General features: G+C 64.2%; 18 protein-coding genes and 1 tRNA gene. 12 read left to right on the forward strand and 7 right to left on the reverse strand.

Going from position 1 to position 19,464, the window contains the following annotated elements; genetic code table 11:
- The first annotated feature begins 140 nt into the window (after window positions 1-140).
- The 7 genes from IGS61_RS27250 to aqpZ all read left to right on the forward strand — a co-directional run bounded on the left by IGS61_RS27250 (window position 141) and on the right by aqpZ (window position 5,556).
- Window positions 141-216, forward strand: a tRNA-Glu gene (locus IGS61_RS27250).
- Between the two features lie 95 nt (window positions 217-311).
- On the forward strand, window positions 312-1,481 hold the full coding sequence (gene earP, locus IGS61_RS27255; RefSeq protein WP_230542431.1) for an elongation factor P maturation arginine rhamnosyltransferase EarP: 1,170 nt from the start codon (window positions 312-314) through the stop codon (window positions 1,479-1,481).
- Between the two features lie 135 nt (window positions 1,482-1,616).
- Window positions 1,617-2,192, forward strand: a complete 576-nt coding sequence (locus tag IGS61_RS27260; RefSeq protein ID WP_034758247.1) for an elongation factor P — start codon at window positions 1,617-1,619, stop codon at window positions 2,190-2,192.
- Between the two features lie 158 nt (window positions 2,193-2,350).
- Window positions 2,351-3,499: an amidase family protein gene (locus tag IGS61_RS27265; RefSeq protein ID WP_230542432.1), complete on the forward strand. Its 1,149-nt coding sequence runs from the start codon at window positions 2,351-2,353 to the stop codon at window positions 3,497-3,499.
- A gap of 28 nt (window positions 3,500-3,527) precedes the next feature.
- Window positions 3,528-3,938, forward strand: coding sequence for a hypothetical protein (locus tag IGS61_RS27270; protein WP_230542433.1), 411 nt, complete (start codon window positions 3,528-3,530; stop codon window positions 3,936-3,938).
- A gap of 65 nt (window positions 3,939-4,003) precedes the next feature.
- A complete protein-coding gene (locus IGS61_RS27275) occupies window positions 4,004-4,462 on the forward strand; it encodes an Ivy family c-type lysozyme inhibitor (RefSeq protein WP_230542434.1) in 459 nt (152 codons plus the stop codon).
- 404 nt (window positions 4,463-4,866) lie between these two features.
- Window positions 4,867-5,556 (forward strand): aquaporin Z, encoded by a 690-nt coding sequence (aqpZ, locus tag IGS61_RS27280; protein ID WP_034778070.1) that lies wholly within the window; start codon window positions 4,867-4,869, stop codon window positions 5,554-5,556.
- A gap of 55 nt (window positions 5,557-5,611) precedes the next feature.
- On the opposite strand, the gene IGS61_RS27285 is transcribed toward aqpZ, so the two are convergent.
- On the reverse strand, window positions 5,612-6,439 hold the full coding sequence (locus IGS61_RS27285; RefSeq protein ID WP_230542435.1) for an AraC family transcriptional regulator: 828 nt from the start codon (window positions 6,437-6,439) through the stop codon (window positions 5,612-5,614).
- Window positions 6,440-6,577: 138 nt separating this feature from the next.
- Here IGS61_RS27285 and IGS61_RS27290 point away from each other — a divergent pair, with 138 nt between their 5' ends.
- The 4 genes from IGS61_RS27290 to IGS61_RS27305 all read left to right on the forward strand — a co-directional run bounded on the left by IGS61_RS27290 (window position 6,578) and on the right by IGS61_RS27305 (window position 10,588).
- Window positions 6,578-7,819 carry an MFS transporter gene (locus IGS61_RS27290; RefSeq protein WP_442908109.1) on the forward strand — a complete coding sequence of 414 codons (1,242 nt, stop codon included), beginning with the start codon at window positions 6,578-6,580 and terminating at the stop codon, window positions 7,817-7,819.
- Between the two features lie 236 nt (window positions 7,820-8,055).
- The gene (gene cysS / locus IGS61_RS27295) at window positions 8,056-9,432 is read left to right on the forward strand and encodes a cysteine--tRNA ligase (RefSeq protein WP_230542436.1); all 1,377 of its coding nucleotides are present in this window, start codon (window positions 8,056-8,058) and stop codon (window positions 9,430-9,432) included.
- A gap of 42 nt (window positions 9,433-9,474) precedes the next feature.
- Window positions 9,475-10,053 (forward strand): hypothetical protein, encoded by a 579-nt coding sequence (locus tag IGS61_RS27300; protein ID WP_230542437.1) that lies wholly within the window; start codon window positions 9,475-9,477, stop codon window positions 10,051-10,053.
- Window positions 10,046-10,588, forward strand: coding sequence for a hypothetical protein (locus tag IGS61_RS27305; protein WP_230542438.1), 543 nt, complete (start codon window positions 10,046-10,048; stop codon window positions 10,586-10,588). Before IGS61_RS27300 ends, IGS61_RS27305 begins: the two co-directional genes overlap by 8 nt.
- Here the strand turns inward: IGS61_RS27305 and dbpA are convergent.
- The 6 genes from dbpA to IGS61_RS27335 form a co-directional block, all read right to left on the reverse strand.
- Window positions 10,575-11,999, reverse strand: coding sequence for an ATP-dependent RNA helicase DbpA (gene dbpA / locus IGS61_RS27310; protein ID WP_230542439.1), 1,425 nt, complete (start codon window positions 11,997-11,999; stop codon window positions 10,575-10,577). The genes IGS61_RS27305 and dbpA overlap by 14 nt on opposite strands.
- 111 nt (window positions 12,000-12,110) lie before the next feature.
- On the reverse strand, window positions 12,111-12,347 hold the full coding sequence (locus IGS61_RS27315) for a hypothetical protein (protein ID WP_070223821.1): 237 nt from the start codon (window positions 12,345-12,347) through the stop codon (window positions 12,111-12,113).
- Window positions 12,348-12,552: 205 nt separating this feature from the next.
- Window positions 12,553-14,217, reverse strand: a complete 1,665-nt coding sequence (locus IGS61_RS27320) for an acid phosphatase (protein WP_230542440.1) — start codon at window positions 14,215-14,217, stop codon at window positions 12,553-12,555.
- 102 nt (window positions 14,218-14,319) lie between these two features.
- A complete protein-coding gene (locus IGS61_RS27325; protein ID WP_230542441.1) occupies window positions 14,320-16,815 on the reverse strand; it encodes a TonB-dependent siderophore receptor in 2,496 nt (831 codons plus the stop codon).
- 101 nt (window positions 16,816-16,916) lie between these two features.
- Window positions 16,917-17,921 (reverse strand): FecR domain-containing protein, encoded by a 1,005-nt coding sequence (locus IGS61_RS27330; RefSeq protein ID WP_230542442.1) that lies wholly within the window; start codon window positions 17,919-17,921, stop codon window positions 16,917-16,919.
- Window position 17,922: 1 nt separating this feature from the next.
- A complete protein-coding gene (locus tag IGS61_RS27335) occupies window positions 17,923-18,441 on the reverse strand; it encodes a sigma-70 family RNA polymerase sigma factor (RefSeq protein WP_230542443.1) in 519 nt (172 codons plus the stop codon).
- A gap of 218 nt (window positions 18,442-18,659) precedes the next feature.
- On the opposite strand from IGS61_RS27335, the gene IGS61_RS27340 reads away from it, so the two are divergent.
- Window positions 18,660-19,322, forward strand: a complete 663-nt coding sequence (locus IGS61_RS27340; protein ID WP_230542444.1) for a hypothetical protein — start codon at window positions 18,660-18,662, stop codon at window positions 19,320-19,322.
- Window positions 19,323-19,464 lie beyond the last annotated feature (142 nt).

Below are 19,464 nucleotides of genomic sequence, written 5' to 3' on the forward strand. Positions count from 1 at the left end.
TCCCCATCGTCTAGAGGCCTAGGACATCACCCTTTCACGGTGAGTACAGGGGTTCGAATCCCCTTGGGGACGCCAGATTCGCAAGCAGTAAGCAAGTAACAGGTCGGGATGCAAAGCAGCGCATCCAGGACAGATTTTCTGTCCCCATCGTCTAGAGGCCTAGGACATCACCCTTTCACGGTGAGTACAGGGGTTCGAATCCCCTTGGGGACGCCAGACCGGCTGAATCAGCCAACAAAAAAGCCGCCTGGTAACAGCGCGGCTTTTTTGTTATTGGCCGCCATGCCCACGTTTTTCTCTTCCCGTTGACTATGCCACTACCTACCGATCGCGCTCCATCACTGGCCATCTTCTGCAAAGTCGTCGACAACTACGGCGATATCGGCATTTGCTGGCGCCTCGCGCGGCAGTTGGGCGGCGAACACGGCGTGGCCGTTACCCTGTGGGTCGATGATTTGCCCAGTTTCCAGCGCATTTGCCCTGAAATCGATGTGGCTGCCGAGGCGCAGCAGGCATCCGGCGTCATGGTTCGCCACTGGCGCGGCCAGGATGGCGTGTTTGTGCCCGCCGATATCGCCGATATCGTCATCGAGTTCTTTGCCTGCGATATTCCACCCGGCTATATCGCCGCCATGGCGCAATGCGCGCCGCAGCCCGTGTGGCTGAACCTGGAAGGCTTGACGGCGGAAGAGTGGGTCGAGGGCTGCCACGCGCTGACGTCGCCCCGTCACGGCATGATCAAGCATTTCTTCTTTCCCGGTTTTACCGATAAAACGGGCGGTTTGCTGCGCGAAGCGGCGCTCGACGAGCGGCGGCTGGCATTCCAGTCCGATGCGGATGCCATGGCGGCATTCCTGGGGCAATTCGGCGTGACGGCGGCGGAAATGCGCGCCTTGAAAGTGTCGCTGTTCTGTTACCCGTCCGCCCCCGTCGCCGAGTTGTTTGGCGTGTGGCAGGCGGACAGTGAACCTGTGACATGCCTGGTGCCGGAAGGCGTCGCGTTCGATGCCGTTCAGGCGTTTATCGGCGACGATGCAGCGGTGGCCGGTGCGGCGCGCACGCGCGGCGCGCTCACGGTGCGCGTGCTGCCCTTCGTGCCGCAAGACGATTACGACCGCCTGCTGTGGGCTTGCGACGTCAATTTCGTGCGCGGCGAGGATTCCTTCGTGCGCGCGCAATGGGCGGGCCGGCCGTTTCTCTGGCATATCTACTTGCAGGATGAAAACTTGCATCACGTGAAACTGCGCGCTTTCCTGCAGCGCTATGCGGCCGATGCGGACGGCGTCATTGACAGCCTGGCGCAGGCGGCGCTGGCCTGGAATGGCGCCAGCGCGGACGCCTTGCCGTGGGTGCAGCTGTGGCCCGCATTGCAGGCCGATCTGCCGCGCATCGGGGCGCGCGCGCAGGCCTGGCAGCGGCAGATGCAGGCTAATGGCGATCTGGCAAGTAACTTGCTGGCGTTCGCTGGCGCGACGAGATAGGCGCTTGCCAAAAATTAAGGTAAAATGCCCGGTTATTTCTAACGTATTTTTAACCGATCAAACGCAAGCTTGCGGCGCTGATGGCGCACAGGCGGCAGATGGTCTTCATGCAACCCACTTTTTACGTACATTCCTATGAAACCCGCAAAAGAAATTCGTGTTGGCAATATCATCATGGTCGACAGCAAGCCAATGATCGTGTTGCGTTCTGATGTCAACGGTTCGAGCCGCACGGGCTTCACCTACAAATGGAAGATGAAAAATCTTCTGACGAACACCCCGATGGAAAACGTGTTCCGCGGCGACGACAAGTTCGACGTTGTTGTTCTGGATAAAAAGCCAGTAACGTATTCGTACTTCGCCGACCCGCTGTTCGTCTTCATGGACACCGAGTACAACCAGTACGAAATCGAAGAAGAAAACCTGGGCGAAGCGCTGAACTACCTGAAAGATGGCATGGAATGCGAAGCCATTTTCTACGACGGCAAGGCTATTTCCGTTGAACTGCCGACGACCATCGCCCGTCAAGTGGTGTACTCGGAGCCAGCGGTCAAGGGCAACACCTCGGGCAACGTCCTGAAAGAAGCCAAGATCGAAAACGCCATCGACGCACACCGCCACACCGTGCAAGTGCCGCTGTTCGTGGCACAGGACGACGTCATCGAAATCGACACCCGTACCAACGAATACAAGCGTGTCGTACGCAACTGATACGCCCCAGTGCATGATCATCAAGAAACGCTGCCTTCGGGCAGCGTTTTTTTTTGCTTAAAAAATAATTCCCTTCGACAACAATTGTGTTGCAAGGACTGCTATGCTATGACTAGAACATTATTGCGGTAGAAACATTGAAGTTTCCTGGAGATAGCATGCAGCGCAGTCAGATGTTACGCAGTGGCGCGTCGCGTGGCGCGGCCCGTCCCGTGTTGGCCCGCGCCACGGCGCCCGCCAGTCCCATGGCCCATCTGCTCGACGCGGGCGTCTTGCCGCAACAGCAGATGATGCAGGCAGGCAAGCTCAGTTCCCATGCGCTGACGTCGCAATACCTGGCGCGCATCCGTTCGCTGTGCAGCATCGGCGCGCGCGCCTATGCGGGCATTGAAATCAACCCCGATGCGCTGAAAATCGCGCTGGAAATGGACCGCGAGCGCCAGGTGCACAAGGTGCGCGGCCCCTTGCACGGCATCCCCATCGTCTTGCGCGACAATATCGCCACGGGCGACCGCATGAAGACGCGCACGCAGGCGCCCCTGGCCACGCAGGCCAGCTGCGATTCCTTTGTGGCGGCGCGCTTGCGCGCGGCCGGCGCCGTCATTATTGGCAAAAGCAATTTGCGCCAGTGGGCCGCCGTCAGCGTGCCGCATGCCAGTGCCAGCTGGGCCGGGCTGACCATCCTGGCCGTGGACAGCGCGGCGGACGGCTCCATTGTCGCGCCTGCTTCAAACTGCGGCCTGGTCGCCATCAAGCCCACGGGCAGGACTGCCGCGGAGCAGGACGGCGAGCCAGCCACGGCCGGACCGATGGCGCCCAGCGTGCGCGAGGCGGCCTGGCTGTTCGCCGCCCTGACGGGCGAGCGCCTGGCCGATGGCACGCTGTTCGATGCTGCCGGCTTGCACGGGCGCCGCATCGGCGTGGCGCGCCACCTGTTCGGCCTGTGCGCCGGGACCGATGCCGTGATCGGGCAGGCGCTGCAGGCGTTGCGGGAACAGGGGGCGGAACTGGTCGAGACGCCGCCGGCGCCCGGGCCAGGCGGCATCGAAGCGTTGCTGGGCTCGCATGGGCTCGATGCGCTGGTGGGGCCCACGTGCCATGGCGTAGCGCAGGCACCGTCGGCCTTGCCGCATATCACGGTGCCGGCCGGCATGGCAGGGGGCTTGCCTGTCGGTTTGTCCTTCATCGGCCCTGCCCATGGCGACATGCAGCTCATCGCGATGGCGTATGCCTATGAGCAGGCGACTTTGCACCGGCGTACGCCCGCATTGCCGTCCAGCATCACGCTGGCGCTGCGCCAGCCATGATTTTTCCTTTCGTTTTCTTTCGATAACTATGCTTGCAACCTTGCTGCTGAGTGCGGCCGTGTCCGCCGCCCCGACTCCTTTTGATGCCGCGCAATTGTCTGGCAGCTGGTCCGACAGCGTGAATACGAATAGTGTGTGCGAAGAAGCGCGGCACTTTACGCGCATGCAGCTGTCTGATGATCATCAGCGGCTGGCGATCTTCAATGACCGCACGTGGAAAAGCAAGCTGGGCGAAACCAACCGCTTTGCCGCGACGGTGGTGGCGGAAACGGAGCATAGCCTGACTTTGCGCTATGACAATGAAACCCGCCTCAATGCCGCTGGCAAGCTGGTGGAGTGGCAGTTGATCGTCGTTGCGCCCGGCGTGTACCGCTGGCGCGAGACGGGCTGGCCGGAAGGCAAGGTCAACGGGGTGGTCGGTATCCGCTGCTCTCCCTGACGCCGGTGCGCAAGCATGCCATTCTGCTATGCTGCACCCATTATTGGATGCTTTTAGGAGATTGCATGTCCGCACGTTTGTTCTTCCCCCTGTTCCTGGGCGCCGCCGTGGCGCTGGCCGCCATGCCGGCACAAGCCCGGACGCCCAAGCTGTCGCTCATTGAGCAAGCGCAAAGCTGCGACGGCGGCCATACCTGCCCGTATTTCCCCGATGTCTACAAGGCGGACTACGCCTTTCGCAAGGCTTTTAATGTGGGCCTGAAAAAAGCTGGCCTGAAGCGGCAGCGCTGGGTGCCCGATGGCGTGGCCAGTCCGCTCAAGCCCGTCGAGATCGACGGCAAGGCGCGCCTGCTGAGCAGCGTCTGCGAACCGCACAATTGCGGCCACCGCTACTCCATCCTGTACGACCCGGCCACGCACAGCATGACGGGCGTGTACATGGGCAGCGATGCCAAGGGCGGCTTGCGCACCGTGTATTTCGGCGAGCCCAGCATCGCCGAAGCCGATTTGCTGTACAAGAACTGATGCACGCGCCACTGCGTATTTCCAGCGAGCGCGACGAGCTGGGCGTGCCCATGATCGACCGCTACCTGAGCGGGCAGTCGTAATGGAAGCGCGGCGCAAGGGCATCGATAACGCGCATGGCCTGTATGCGGGCTTTGGTTTTGCACCACAGGAGGCGCCGCAAAAATACATGCGCCGCCCCGCGCCATGAGAATTATCAAAACAACCTTTAGGTGTCAAGAGAACTATTAACATTATTGTACGAAATAATGTTGCATTGATAATGATGTCATGTCATTATGCGCGCTCTGCAGCGTGCGTTGCTGGTGCTGTGCTTTGCCGTCGCCCCTGGGCGGGGCAAAGGTGGTGAGCGGTCCGATTGGTCGTCCCTGGCACGTTTTCTCGTCACTTTAAAGGAATACATCATGAAACAATATGGCGCCGAGTTCCTCGGCACGTTCTGGCTGGTACTGGGCGGTTGCGGCAGCGCCGTGCTGGCCGCAGCCTTCCCCGGCCTCGGCATCGGCTTTGCCGGCGTGGCACTGGCGTTTGGCCTGACGGTGCTGACCATGGCTTACGCCATCGGCCACATCTCGGGTTGCCACTTGAATCCTGCCGTCTCGATCGGCCTGTGGGCCGGCGGCCGCTTTCCCGCCAATCAACTGTTGCCTTACATCATCGCGCAAGTGCTGGGCGCCATCGTGGCCGGTGGCGTGCTGTATGTGATCGCCAGCGGCCAGGCCGGTTTCGATGTCAGCAAGGGCTTTGCCTCGAACGGCTTCGGCGCCCATTCGCCGGGCGGCTATTCGATGCTGTCGGCGCTGGTGATTGAAATCGTGCTGACGATGTTCTTCCTGATCGTCATCCTGGGCGCCACCGACAAGCGCGCGCCGGCCGGCTTCGCTCCGTTGCCGATCGGCCTGGCGCTGACCCTGATCCACCTGATCAGCATCCCCGTGACGAATACTTCGGTCAACCCGGCCCGCAGCACGGGCGTGGCGCTGTACGTGGGCGACTGGGCCACCAGCCAGCTGTGGCTGTTCTGGCTGGCACCGATCATCGGCGCCTTGCTGGGCGCGCTGGCCTACCGCCTGATTGCCGGCGAAAAAGAGTAGGTCGGCTTAGCCCGCAGGGGGTAAGCCGACAATGCCGACAGCGGCGCTTGCCGACCTACGCGGCGCGCCACTCGCTCAGGTAGTGCTGCGGCGTGCGGCCCAGGATGCGGCGGAACATGGCGCTGAAGGCGCTGGGGCTGGCGTAGCCCAGCGCATAGGCGATGGCGGCCACGCCTTCGCCCCGGTCCAGGCGGCAGAATGCCTCGGCCAGGTGGACTTGCTGCAGCCATTGGCGGTAGTGCAAGCCCGTTTCCTTCGGGAATAACCGGATCAGGGTGCGCGCGCTGGCGCCCGCATCCTGCGCCCAGTCCTCGATGCTGCGCCGGCTGCCGGGGGCGCTCATGATGGCCGAGCAGACGGCCACCAGGCGGCGGTCGCGGGGCCAGGGGATGGCGAGGGGCACGGTATCGGCGGCCGCCAGTTCCGACAGGATCAAATGCGCCAGCCAGTCGCCGCGTCCCGCCAGCGCATATTCGATCGGTTCGGCCAGCAGCGCCAGGATCAGCTCGCGCAGCAGCCGGCTCACTTCCAGTACCTTGCAATCGGTGCCATATTGGGCCGCCACCTGCGCATCGATGTACACGGTGCGCATGCTCAGTTCGCTCAAGATATGGACTTCATGCACGACGCCCACGGGAATCAGCAGGGCGCGCCGGGGCGGCAAGATCCACACGCCGTGCCCGGTGGAGACGCGCATCACGCCTTCCGTCGCATACAGCAGCTGCGCCCGCACGTGGCTGTGCGGCGCCGTGTAGTCGCCCGCCGTGTATTGCCTGGACATGGCCGTCACGGGGCGCGGCACATGCTGGTAATCGTGCGAGCTGGTGCTGCGGCTGAACGGCACGCCATCGGGGTGGGTCTGGGCGGGGTGGTGGGTGTACATAGGGGGCGTTGGATTCTCACCTGATTGTCACTCAGTTGTCACTTAAGCGACGATTATTGGAAGTTATCAGTTCAGTGACCATACTATACTGGCTTCTTTGACGGGCCGCCCGCCGAGCCCGATTATTGCGGATGACACATGCACACAACCACAACTGCCCCGGCATTGGCCAAGTCCGTGCCGGCGGCGCCATCGCTTCATAGTTCCCAACAACAATCCGGTCTGGCCATGCACATCCTGGGCGCCGTCGCCTTCGTGCATTTGCTCAATGACTTGATCCAGGCATTATTGCCGTCGATTTATCCGATGCTGAAAGCCGAGTTTTCACTCAGTTTTACCCAGGTCGGCCTCATAACCCTGACGTTCCAGTGCACGGCATCGTTGCTGCAGCCCTGGATCGGCTTGTACACGGACCGCCGTCCGCTGCCATTCCTGTTGCCGGTCGGCATGTGTTTTACCCTGGCCGGCGTGCTGATGCTGTCCATCGTCTCGACCTTTCCGACCCTGCTGCTCGCCGCTGGCCTGATCGGCGTCGGTTCCTCGACTTTCCACCCGGAAGCGTCGCGCGTGGCGCGCATGGCCTCGGGCGGGCGCTACGGCTTTGCGCAATCGCTGTTCCAGGTGGGCGGCAATGTGGGCTCCGCCCTGGGGCCGCTGCTGGCGGCCGCCGTCATCGTGAACCGCGGCCACGGCAATGTCGCCTGGTTCAGCTTGCTGGCCGTGCTGGCCATCGGCGTGCTGTACAAGGTCAGCCACTGGTATAGCGGCCACCTGGCCAGCTTCAAGCCGAAGGCGGGCGGCCATGGCCCGAACTTGTCGCGCAACAAGGTGGTTGGCGCGCTGGGCGTGCTGGCGCTGCTGGTGTTCTCGAAGTACATCTACATGGCCAGCCTGTCGAGCTACTACACGTTTTACCTGATCGACAAATTCCACCTGTCGCTCGGCGACGCCCAGCTGTACCTGTTCCTGTTCCTCGCCGCCGTGGCGGCCGGCACCTTCATGGGCGGCCCCATCGGCGACCGCATCGGCCGCAAGCGCGTGATCTGGATTTCCATCCTGGGCGCCGCGCCGTTCACCCTGCTGCTGCCCTATGTTGACCTGTTCTGGACGGCCGTCTTGACGGTGATCATCGGTTTCGTGATTTCTTCCGCCTTTTCCGCCATCGTCGTCTTTGCGCAGGAACTGGTGCCGGGCAAGGTGGGCATGATCGCGGGCATCTTCTTCGGCCTGATGTTCGGCGTGTCCGGCATCGCGGCCGCGGCCATGGGCCACCTGGCCGACGTGGCGGGCATCGCCTACGTGTATAAAATCTGCTCCTACCTGCCGCTGCTGGGCATATTGACGGTGCTGCTGCCGCATATCGAGCAGGCGAAAAAATAAGCGGCTGACGCGGGAGGGCTTGACGGCCCGCCCGCGCGCATGCGATATTCGTCCCATGATCACTTTCATCCTCCCTCCAGTTTTTGCATCCGGCGCCGCTGCTGCGCCGTGTCCGCGTGCCTGGCTCCGTGAGGATGCGGCTAGGCGCCGCTAACGTCTTGCTCCTCATTCGATGGCCACAGTGTTGAAAAACCTGTGGCCATTTTCTTTTTCCGCGCCACTCAGGAAGGACCCGCATGACACTGCATCTGTACGATACCTATGCGCGCAGCCTGCGCCCGTTTGAACCCATCGCCCCGGGCCAGGCGGGCCTGTACGCCTGTGGTCCCACCGTCTACGACTATGCGCACATCGGCAACCTGCGCACCTATCTGTTCGTTGACGGCCTGCGCCGCGCGCTCGCATTCAACGGCTTGCAGGTGCGCCACGTGATGAACATCACGGACGTGGGGCATTTGACGTCGGACGCGGACAGCGGCGACGACAAGGTCGAAGCGCGCAGCCGGCGCAGCGGCGAGTCGGCCTGGGACATCGCCGCCGCATTCACGCGCGCGTTTGAAGATGATTTGCGCCAGCTCAATATCCTGCCGCCCACCGTCTGGTGCCGCGCCACCGACCACATCGCGGAACAGATTGCCTTCATCCTCGACCTGGAAGCGAAGGGCTATACCTACCGCACGGCCGACGGCATCTATTTCGACACGGCGCGCCAGGACAGCTACGGCCAGCTGGCGCGCCTGAACCGCGATGGCCTGCAGGCGGGCAAGCGGGTGGACCTGGGCGAGAAGCGCGACATCTGCGACTTCGCGCTGTGGAAGTTCAGCGGCGTGCCGGGCCAGCGGCAGATGGAGTGGGACAGTCCGTGGGGCCTGGGCTTTCCCGGCTGGCACATCGAATGCTCGGCCATGGCGGAAAAGCACCTGGGCACGTATTTCGACATCCATTGCGGCGGCGAAGACCACGTGGCCGTCCACCACAGCAACGAGATCGCGCAGACGGAAGCGCGCCACGGCACGCGCCTGGCCAACTTCTGGCTGCATGGCGCCTTCCTCAAGACGCAGGAGGCGAAGATGTCGAAATCCTCGGGCGACTTTTTGCGTCTGCAAAGCCTGGCGGAGCAGGGCGTCGCCCCGCTGGCCTACCGCTATCTGTGCCTGGGCGCCCACTACCGCAGCAGCCTCAATTTCACGGATGAAGCCCTGCGCGCCGCCGGCAGCGGCCTGGCGCGCCTGCGCGTGGCCGTGCATGGCCTGGGGGATGCGGGCGGCGAGGCCGATGCGACATGGCTGGCGCGTTTTATGACCTGCATCAACGATGACTTGAATTATCCGCGCGCGCTGGCTGTGGCCTGGGAGCTGCTGAAAAGCGGCCTGCCCGACGCCGTGAAAAAAGCGACCATGGCCCGCTTCGACGAGGCACTGGGGCTGGACTTGCTGGCCTGGCAGCCGGCGCAGGTGGAAGTGCCGCAGCAGGTGCAGGCGTGGCTGGCGCAGCGCAGCGTCGCCCGCGCGCAGCGCCAGTGGGCCGAGGCGGACCGTTTGCGCGCACTGGCGCGCGCGGCGGGCTTCGACATCGACGATACGCCGCAAGGGCAACAGGCTCGGCCTTTGTGAAGATGTCCTGCATAATGGCCGCCTGATGAAACTGGAGATGCCGTGAAGCGCCGTTTGCTGTTACTGAGTTGTTGCCTGGCCTATTCCTGCGTGCAGGCGGCCAGCGAGTGTCCGGGCTTTCCCGTGCTGGCCACGTCCGGCGAAACGCTGCTGGCGCAAGTGCGCGCGCTGCCACCCGTCGGTATCGACCGGGAACGGCAGGCGTGCGCGCCGGCGACCGTCATCGATTTCGCCTACAGCGGCGGCACCTTGTGCCGCTTTGGCGGCGACGAGGGGACGGTCGATGCGGCGACGGCCGCCGTCACGCGCCTGGCCGATGGCGGGGAACTGGTCGAATACCTGTATCTGTTCCCGTATGCGCCAGCCATGCACGCGCGCTTGCTGGCGCTGCTGGCCGCGCGTTTTACGCCAGTCGACAAGGCGGCCTGGCCGGCCTTCCTGCAGGGGCTCACGCCAGGCAAGGAAACGACGGCCCTGTTCACCCATGGCGGCTACCATATTTCGCTGGGCAAGCCGACCGAAGGCGATCCCGCGCAATGGTATTCGAACGTGATCTTTGAAAAGGTGGATAGACCTGCCTTGGGCGTGCGCAAGGTGTGCCGGGAGGGGCGCGATGGCTGAAGCGGATGCCTTTCCCGCGGCCTTGGCGGACACGCTGGCGCAACTGCTGCCCGTGCTGGGGAGCGGCCGGGCACACCCGCCATTTGCCGTGCGCCAGGATGGCGAGGCCTTGCTGATCCCGACGCGCACTTACTACGACCGCGAGCGGCTGGTGGCCTGTACGCGGCTGCCCGGCGACGCGGGCGTGCTCGCCCTGTGCCTGGGCACGCGCCACCATGACGGCCATCTGCGCGAAGCGTGTGCAAGGCAGCTGCTGCAGCAGGAGCGGGCGTGGACGGTGCCCTTCGTCGTGCACCTGTGCGGCGAATACGTGCTGGAGATTGTCGAGGTCATTGGCGCGGCGCTGCCGGCCTGGAATGCCGACGCGCTGGCGCGCTACCTGCGGGAGAACCCCGCGTATCTGGCCACCCTGGAGCGGCGCGCCGTCAGCTACTGGAACTGCTACTACCGCAGGCGCTATCCCGCGTGGGACAGCTACCCGGGACGCAAGGCCATGGCGGCCCTGCGTACACTGGCGCTGCTTACGCCTCGATAAAGCGCATCTTGAAGCTGCGGCCCTTGATGTTGCCAAAGTCGCGGCCCAGGGAGTTACCGGCGTTGAGGCGCTTGAAGGCCGCTTCGGCCACCTTGCGGTCCAGCGCCACGTAGGTCATGAACTCGAATACGTTGATCTTGCCCACTTGTTCCTTCGTCAGGCCCGCATCGCCCGTCAGCGCGCCCAGCAAGTCGCCCGGACGCAGCTTGTCCTTCTTGCCGCCCATGATGCACAGGGTGACCATCGGCGCCGGCAGCGCCTCGATTCCGTCATCTTCCGCCAGTTCCTTCAGGTCGTGCCATTCGGCGGCGCTGTTCTGGTATTGCTCGATCAGCTTGACCCATTTTTTCTCGTTCGGCGCGCACAGCGACAGGGCCAGGCCCTTCTTGCTGCCGCGGCCCGTGCGGCCGATGCGGTGGATATGCACTTCCGTGTCTTTCGAGACGTCGACGTTGATCACGGCGCCCAGGTCGGAAATGTCGAGGCCGCGCGCGGCCACGTCGGTGGCCACCAGCACGGAGCAGCTGCGGTTGGCGAACAGCACGAGGATTTCATCGCGCTCGCGCTGTTCCAGCTCGCCATACAGGGCCAGCGCGGAAAAGCCTTGCTGGCGCAGTTCGTCGGCCAGTTCGCGGCAATGCACCTTGGTATTGCAGAAGGCCAGGGTCGATTCCGGCTTGAAGTGTTTTAACAGCTTGCCGACGGCGCTGTTGCGCTCGTCGAAGCCGATTTCATAGAAGCGCTGTTCGATCTTGTCGTTGTCATGCTGCGCCTCGACCGTCACTTCCAGCGGATTGACGAGGAACGATGCCGTGGCGCGGCGGATGTCTTCCGGGTACGTGGCCGAGAACAGCAGGGTCTGGCGGCGCGCCGGGCAGGCGCTGACGATGCCGGCGATTTCCTCGTAAAAGCCCATGTCCGTCATGCGGTCCGCTTCATCGAGCACCAGCGTCTGCACGTGGTTCAGGTTGATGGTGCCGCGGCCCAGGTGGTCGCGCAAACGGCCCGGCGTGCCGACGACGATGTGGGCGCCGTGTTCCAGCGAGGCGATCTGCGGGCGCATCGGCGCGCCGCCCGTCAGGGTCAGGATCTTGATGTTGCCGGCCGCGCGCGCCAGGCGGCGCAGCTCATTGGCCACCTGGTCGGCCAGTTCGCGCGTGGGGCACAGCACCAGGCCCTGCACGGCAAACCAGGCCGGATTGAGCTTGTGCAGGATGCCGATGCCGAAGGCGGCGGTCTTGCCGCTGCCCGTTTTCGCTTGTGCGATCAGGTCGCGGCCATCGAGCACCGCCGGCAGGCTTTGCGCCTGGATGGTGGTCATCTCGTGGTAGCCGAGCGAGTCCAGGTTGGCCAAAAAGGCGGGCGTCAGCGGCAGGCTGGAAAAAGAGGTGGTGGCAGTGGTGGTGTTCATAGGGGCGGAGCCGGTAAAAAGCGGGTGGATGGGCACAGTCTACAGGCGTTCTACGCCCTTGTGCGGATGGTGGTGTGGAAGCCGGCGGCAAACGGCCGCTGGCGTGGGGTACTAATTGTCTGGCGCCCAGATGGGCAGGCCGGTCAGATCGAGGCCGGCGTCGCGCGTCCATACGGGCAGGCCCGTGGCGTCGGTCGGCTCCAGCAATTCGAGCTGCACCTGCTTCAAAGCCACCTTGCGCGCACGCGCGCGGCGCTGCGGCTCCGGCGCCGGCTCTGGCGCCTCGAGCGCTGGCGGCGGACCGAAACCGGGCAAGTCGATGGTGGCGTTGTCTTTTTTATCTCTCATTTGCTAACCTCTGTCCCTGGCCTGCGACGGCCAGGGGGCGGGCAAGGTGCTGCCCGCCTATGTCAATACGCTTTCACTTCATCCACAAAACAAAAGCCCGGCTACTGGAGTCGGGCTCATTGTTGGGACAAGCTGCAGGAAAACTTCTCCTGCGGATTTAAGTGCGGCACGCAGTGTATCACAGGCGTGCCGCATTGTGGGAGGCTTAGCGGAAGCTGAGGGCGCCCGTCAGGTCGCCCGGCGGCAGTGCTCCTCTTGACGCGAAGGCATCGTTGCGCACTTTCAGCCCTTCGAGCAGCGGCAGGTCGTGCAGGCGCGTGATCAGGCGCAGGATCGACGTCGTGTCATAAAAACTGTGGTCGACGGCGCCTTTTTTCGCGTACGGCGAGACGACGATGGCGGGAATGCGCGTGCCCGGACCCCAGCGGTCGCCCTTTGGCGGCGCCACGTGATCCCACCAGCCGCCGTTCTCGTCGAACGTGATCACCACGATCATGTCCTTCCACTGCGGCGATTCCTTCAGATGCTGGATGATGTTGGCCACGTGCTGGTCGCCCGATTCGATGTCCGAGTAACCGGCGTGCAGGTTCAGATTGCCCTGCGGCTTGTAGAAGGTCACGGCCGGCAGCTTGCCCGCCACGGCGGCGGCGAGGAATTTGTTCGAGATCGGGCTGTCGCCCGTGCCGCCGTCGCGCAGGTGTTCGGCGCGCGCCGCGGTGCCCGGCGCGAACTGCTTGAAGTAGTTCAGCGGCTGGTGGTGGAACTGGAAGTTCGGCTTGCTGCCGCCGCCCTTATGGTCGAGCGCCGCTTGCCAGCCGCCGCCATACCACGCCCAGCTGACGCCCTTGCGCGACAGCAGATCGCCGATGGTGTCGTAGGTTTGCGGCGGCAGGGTATTCGCGTCGGCCGGGTCGGCATGCAGCGGATCGCCGTCGAAGGCGGGGCGGACGTAGCTCGGTTGATATGGCGGCGCCATGGTATTGACGGCATAGCCGTCCGGCGTGAGGGCGCCGTCGTTCACGTATTTCGGCTTGCCGTCCAGCGCCGAGGCGGGGCAGTCGGGCGAGATGGCCAGGCGCACGCCTTGCGGGCCGTCGGACAGCACGGCGATCTTTTTCTTCGCCGCCGTCTCGGCCGCGTTGAAGTATTCGTTGGCGCGGCCCGTGACGAGGAACTGGTGGTTCATGTAGGAGCCGCCGAAGGCCGCCATGAAGAAGTTGTCGCACAGCGTGTACTGCTCGGCGATCTGCCACAGGTTCAGGTTTTTCGACGTTTCGCCGTAGTGGCCCATCACCAGGCCGCCGCTGTCGGCCCACGCGGCAAAGCCGTCGTTCTTGCCGCCGTTGATCTGCATCTGGTTGTTGTAGAAGCGGTGCACGAGGTCGCGCGTGATGATGCTCTCGGGAAGGGGCTTGCCGGCCGCGTCGCTCAGTTTGTAGGGCGCGTTCGGCAGGCCGGAAATCTGGTCTTCCTTGATCAGGTAATCGATGCCGCCGATATTTTGCTGGTTCGGCACCAGGCCGCCCCAGATCTTCGGCAGGGTGGCCAGCGGCTTGCCGTCGCGGTCCATCTGCTGCGCCTGTTCCGCCGTGACGGCGGACAGGGGCGCGCTGGTGCCGGGGAAGTTGGCGAACAGGTTGTTGAAGCTGCGGTTTTCCAGGTAGATCACGACCACGTTCTTGACGTGCGCCTTGAGTTTCGCGTCGAGCGAGCCCTTGGCGATGTTCTTTTTGGCTGGCGCGGCGTCGGCCAGCGCCGGCAGGCTGGCGGCCAGGCCGACTGCGGAAGCGGCCTGGAAAATCCGGCGGCGCGCGGGATTGGCGGGTTGGTCGGCCGGATCGGCTGGCAGGGCGGGGGCGAGGTCCTTCACACATTCTCCTTGGGTGATTCTGTGGCACGGGGCAATGTCTGTGCCCGTGAAGCGGAAAATTGTATCACCGGCCCTGCGCCAATGTGAAATATTCAGCCTGGCCTAGAATTGATAGCGCACGCTTAGCGCCACCTTGCGCGCCGGGCCATACATGCCCGAGTACCACCAGTCCGATATCGAGGCTGTGTACTGCTTGTCGAACAGGTTGGCCACGTTGACGGTGGCCGATAGCCTGTCGTTGACGTCATAGCGCGCCATCAGGCTGGCCACGGCGTAGGAATTCTGCTGCCAGTGCAGGGTGCGTTCGATCTGCCACGCCTCAATATCCGAGTACACGCGGCTTTGCCAGTTCACGCCGCCGCCCACCGTCAGGCGATGCAGTTCGCCGGGCAGCCGGTAAGTGGTCCACAGTTTCACCAGGTGGCGCGGGAAGGTGGTCAGGATCGCCTTGCCGGTATTGTTTTCCGTCTGGCTGTAGGACCACGAAGCCGAGATGTTCCAGTCCGGCGTCAGCGCGCCCGTCGCTTCCAGATCCACGCCCTGGGTTCTGGCGCCCTTGATGGCGCGGCTGGCGGAAATCTTTGTGCCAGGCACGTCGTAGCCGGGATCCGATTCGGCCAGGTTCTTCTGGCGGATCTGGTACAGCGCGGCAGCCGTGTTCAGGCGGCCATCGAACCAGCCGCTCTTGATGCCTGCTTCCAGGGTCTTGCCTTCGCGCGGCGCCAGCAGCTTGCCGTAGCGGTCTTGCGATGCTTGCGGCTGATGGATGGTGGAGTAGCTGGCGTAGGCGCTGTGCGTGCCATCGATGTCGAACACCAGGCCGCCATACGGCGTGATGACGCGGCTTTCCGACGCTGGCGACGCGCTGTAAAAGGGTTCGGCAGGCGCGTCCGAGATGTAATTTTCGTCGTAGCGCAGCACTTTTGCCCCGGCGATCAATTTCAGGCGCTCGGAGAGATGGAGGCGCGTGGCGGCATACACGCTGGCCTGGCGGCGCGTGCTGTCGTTGGTGGCATAGGTGTCGCCAAACACGGGCGTCGCCGTGCGATTCCAGTGGTACAGGTTAGCGGGCGTGCGCTCGATGCGCTTGTCGAAACGGCCATCCGTCGTGCTTTGAAATTCGCTGTAGTCCATGCCCAGCACCAGTTCGTGCTGGCGGCCGAAGGCGCTGAACGGTCCGCGCACGTTGACATCCACGCTGTTGACCTGGAGCTGGTAGTCGCGGTAGTCGGCGTTTAAGCGCAGGCCATCGCCCGTGGCCTGGTCGGGCAAGCCGCCACTGACGTTCAGGTAGACGGCGCGCTCTTCCTGCGACGACTGCACGCGGTTGGCCGATATTTTCAGCTTCCAGTCGTTCGCCAGCGCGTGTTCCAGGGTGGCGAAGAGGTCGGTCGAATTGGTGTCGAAGCTGTTCGACCTGGCGGCCGGGCTGAAGGAGCGGGGCAGGTCCGTCATGGCGAGATTGCTGTAGAACAGGGGGAAGCCCAGGTAGGAGAGGGAACCGTCCGAGCGCTTGCGCTGGTGCGTGACGCCGGCCGTCAGCTTCGTGCCGGCGGAGAGATCCGCCTCGACCACGCCATACACGACTTTTTTATCGTGGCTGTAGTTGTCGACGATGCTGTCGCCTTCCTCGTACACCGTCACCAGGCGGCCGCGCACCGTGCGCGCCTCGTTCAGCGGACCCGAGATGTCGGCCATGGCGCGCCGTTCATCGTAGGAGCCAAGCTCGCCCTCGACGGCGGCCTGGAACTGCGCCGTCGGTTTCTTGCGCACCATGTTGATGGCGCCCGAAGCGTCGCCCGCGCCCGTCATCAGGCCCGAGGCGCCGCGCAGCACTTCGATGTGGTCGTACAGCGCCATGTCGGCCAGGCTTTGCGACGGTATCGCATTGAGCCCCATGGTTTCCGAGTGCGTGCTGACGCCGTCGAGCTGGTAATTGGTGATCGAATAGCCGCGCGAGGTAAAGCCCGTGCGCTCGCTGCCCAGCGAGAACAGGGTGATGCCCGGCGTTTGCGCCATGACCTGCGCGATCGTGCTCAAGCCCTGGTCCTGCATGCGCTGCTGCGTGATGACGCTGACCGACTGCGGCGTTTCCTTTACGGACAGGCCCAGCGGCGTGGCCGTGGCGATCGGCAGGGGCGAGACATACGCGCCCGAGCCTTCCGTCGCATCCTGCTGCGCCTTGACCGACACCTCCGGCATCATCGACAGCGCCTCGCCACCTGCCACCGCATCGGCCGGGCGCAGCACGTAGCTGCCATTGGCGCTGCGTTCGGCCTTCAGTCCGGTGCCGCGCAGCACGCCGTTCAGGGCGGCCAGCACGTCGTGGCGGCCGCTCAAACCGGCAGACGTCTTGCCGCGCGTCTGTTCCGGGGTAAAACTGAGGATGACCCGGGACTGGCTGGCGACCTGGCGCAGCGCCGCCGCCAGGTCGCCGGCCGGCACCTGGAAGTCCTGGCTCGCCGCTGGCGCTGCGGCGCTTTCCTGCGCCAGGGCTGGCGCGGGGATATTCAGCAGCAGGGCCGAACCGATGCAGACGAGTTGAATGGCATGCGCCATGCGCTTGATGCGCGGCTGGGAGTGAATGACTGGAGACATGGTTACCTTGTGGTGTAGTCGTCAAAAAGAACGTTGCCTACACAGGTCACGCGAGAATCGAAAGCGGGTACTTTTTTTTCGCTGGCGTCAAAAATATCGCTTCAGCGCTGCTGGCGCGCCTCCACCTGCACCCAGTAGCGCGTGCGCAGGCGCACGTCGACCGGCAGGGAATCGGGCAGCGACAGCAGCACGGCGTCCAGGTCGGCCAGCGGGAAGACGCCGGAAATGCGCAGGCCGGCCACGGCGTCGTCGCAGCCCAGCCAGCCGTGGCGGTAGCGGCTCAGCTCATGCAGGAAGTCGCGCAGCGGCATGGCGTCGGCCAGCAGCAAGCCCTGGCGCCAGGCCCATCGGTCGGGCGAGACGGCGTGCGCGGGCACGATACTGCGCGCGGTCATGCCGCCGCCCTGGCCCGCCTGGAGCACCAGATTGGCGTGGCCATGGCGCGGCACCAGCCGCACGGCGCCTTCCTCGACGGCGACCAGGGTGCTGCCCTCGGTCTCGCGCACCGCATAGCGCGTGCCCAGCGCCTGCGCGTGGCCATGCGCCGTTTCGACGAGGAAGGGGCGGTAGGGCATGCCCGTTTCGCGGGCGGTGGCGATGAAGACTTCGCCCCGCACCAGTTGCAGCATCCGCTGCTTGGCCGTAAAGCGGATGTTGACGGCGCTGCCGCTGTTCAAATGCAGACGGCTGCCGTCGGGCAGGGTCAGCTCGCGGCGTTCGCCCACGCCGGTCGACAGGTCGGCCAGCGCGGCGCGGGCCATCTCGGGCGCATATCCCGAGCGCGCGCCGAACCAGCCTGTGAGGCCGATGGCCGATACCCACGCCAGCAGCTGCAGGCTGCCGCGCCGCGAGAGGGGTGAGGCTGGACGCTGTGCCAGCGCCTGGCGGCTGGCTTGCGCATCGAGTTCCCGCAAGCCGCCGCTGACGCTTTCGATGTGTTTCCACGCCCGTTCATGGTCGGGGTGCGCCTGACGCCACTGCTGCCAGGCCGTTTTTTCCGCAGGCGTCGTTTCGCCGCTCATCAGGGTGGCCAGCCATTCGGCCGCCTGCATGGCGACGGCCAGGTCGATGGGCTGGCCCTGGGCGTAGACGGTGGCGCCGCGCATGTCAGGACGCGGCAAAATCGGGCACGGCAAAAAAGCACAGCAGATTGGCCTTGCTCAGGTATTTTTTGACGGAATGCGTGGTGGTGCCCAGTTCGGCGGCGATCTCGGCGTAGCTCATGCCATCCAGGTGGGCCAGCAGGAAGGCGGCCCTGGCCTTGGCGGACAGCCGGTCCAGCGCGCGGTCGATCAGCTGCAGCGATTCGAGCAGGATGGACATCGCTTCCGGCGAGGGCGCACAGGCTTGCGGCTGGTGCAGCAGGGCGTCGAGGTAGGCCCGTTCCAGTTCTTCGCGCCGGCAGTGGTTGGCCAGCAGGCGTTTGGCGATGGTGGCCAGGAAAGGCCGGGGCTGCGCGATTCCGGCACTGCTGCGCGCCACGAAGATCTTCAGGAAGGTATCCTGCGCCAGGTCGCCCGCCAGCCCCGCATCGTGCAGGCGGCGCTTCAGCCAGTGCAGCAGCCAGGAGTGGTGCTCGGCGTACAGGGCCTGGAAATCGGACGGCGGGGCAGGGGCGGACGGCATGTGTACAGTACAGCTTAATCTAAATGAGAATTGTTCTCATAATAGCGCAGGGGCGCACGCCAGGCAATCGGGAAAATGCGGCGTTGCTGAAATGCGACTGCATGCCCGGGCCGCCTGCGGCAAGGGATTTGCGCCCGCGCACGGCAGATGTAAAAGTTTCCTTGGCGCAAGCTTTCATGTGAGAAAATGCGGCTTGTCGATGTGGTGCGGAGCGAAAAATGATGTGGATGGTTGGCGGTGCCCTGGTTCTTCTGGTCGCCAGATTCTTATGGCTGGCCTTTTTTCATCGGGTCAACGCGATGTCGCGCCAGGCGGAACTGATGAACTGGCTCGACATCGGCCGCGTGTCGAATGCCGATGGCGGCAAGGATATTTTGTTGGCGAGAAATGAGCGCGGCGCCCGGATCGACTGGCGCACGGGCGAGGTCTGGCTGATGAATCCGAAGGTAGAGGAGCCGTTTGCCGATTTTCTCGCCGTCGAACGCTGGCTGACTTTGCGCGACATGCCGGCGGCGGACAAGCCGGCGCCAGCCGCTCCCGCGCCAGCGGAGCCGGAAGCTGCGCCTGAACCCGGCCCCGTGCGCGACACATTGCCGGCGTTCCAGCAAAAAGTCGATGCCTGCCTGGCCAAGGCGGAAGGCGGCCAGGAATTGCTGGAAACCAAGCAAGCGTTCGAGGCGGGCAGCGAGCCTTATCTTGAGGCGTCGACGGAATTGAGCAAGACGGCGCTGGAGCTGGAAGTGTCGCCCGCCATGGTGGCCACGTTTCATATCAGCGCCTTTGCCGCCCTGGCTGAAACGGCGGGCGCCGACAAGCTGGAACGGGTGGCGGCCAGCCTGCATGCGGCCGCCAGGCAGATCAGGGCCAGCGTCACCGCGTAAAAGTACGGGGCAGGCCCGGAATGAAAAAAACCGTTGAATCCCTTGCAGGAGTCAGCGGTTTTTATGTATTGGTTGCGGGGACAGGATTTGAACCTGTGACCTTCGGGTTATGAGCCCGACGAGCTGCCAGACTGCTCCACCC

The organism is Janthinobacterium sp. FW305-129, from assembly GCF_020858115.1.
Lineage (GTDB): Bacteria > Pseudomonadota > Gammaproteobacteria > Burkholderiales > Burkholderiaceae_D > Janthinobacterium.

Coding starts and splice junctions, on each gene's coding strand:
- earP (WP_230542431.1), top strand. CDS start 312: ATGCCACTACCTACCGATCGCGCTCCATCACTGGCCATCTTCTGCAAA.
- IGS61_RS27260 (WP_034758247.1), top strand. CDS start 1,617: ATGAAACCCGCAAAAGAAATTCGTGTTGGCAATATCATCATGGTCGAC.
- IGS61_RS27265 (WP_230542432.1), top strand. CDS start 2,351: ATGCAGCGCAGTCAGATGTTACGCAGTGGCGCGTCGCGTGGCGCGGCC.
- IGS61_RS27270 (WP_230542433.1), top strand. CDS start 3,528: ATGCTTGCAACCTTGCTGCTGAGTGCGGCCGTGTCCGCCGCCCCGACT.
- IGS61_RS27275 (WP_230542434.1), top strand. CDS start 4,004: ATGTCCGCACGTTTGTTCTTCCCCCTGTTCCTGGGCGCCGCCGTGGCG.
- aqpZ (WP_034778070.1), top strand. CDS start 4,867: ATGAAACAATATGGCGCCGAGTTCCTCGGCACGTTCTGGCTGGTACTG.
- IGS61_RS27285 (WP_230542435.1), bottom strand. CDS start 6,439: ATGTACACCCACCACCCCGCCCAGACCCACCCCGATGGCGTGCCGTTC.
- IGS61_RS27290 (WP_442908109.1), top strand. CDS start 6,578: ATGCACACAACCACAACTGCCCCGGCATTGGCCAAGTCCGTGCCGGCG.
- cysS (WP_230542436.1), top strand. CDS start 8,056: ATGACACTGCATCTGTACGATACCTATGCGCGCAGCCTGCGCCCGTTT.
- IGS61_RS27305 (WP_230542438.1), top strand. CDS start 10,046: ATGGCTGAAGCGGATGCCTTTCCCGCGGCCTTGGCGGACACGCTGGCG.
- dbpA (WP_230542439.1), bottom strand. CDS start 11,999: ATGAACACCACCACTGCCACCACCTCTTTTTCCAGCCTGCCGCTGACG.
- IGS61_RS27315 (WP_070223821.1), bottom strand. CDS start 12,347: ATGAGAGATAAAAAAGACAACGCCACCATCGACTTGCCCGGTTTCGGT.
- IGS61_RS27325 (WP_230542441.1), bottom strand. CDS start 16,815: ATGTCTCCAGTCATTCACTCCCAGCCGCGCATCAAGCGCATGGCGCAT.
- IGS61_RS27330 (WP_230542442.1), bottom strand. CDS start 17,921: ATGCGCGGCGCCACCGTCTACGCCCAGGGCCAGCCCATCGACCTGGCC.
- IGS61_RS27335 (WP_230542443.1), bottom strand. CDS start 18,441: ATGCCGTCCGCCCCTGCCCCGCCGTCCGATTTCCAGGCCCTGTACGCC.
- IGS61_RS27340 (WP_230542444.1), top strand. CDS start 18,660: ATGATGTGGATGGTTGGCGGTGCCCTGGTTCTTCTGGTCGCCAGATTC.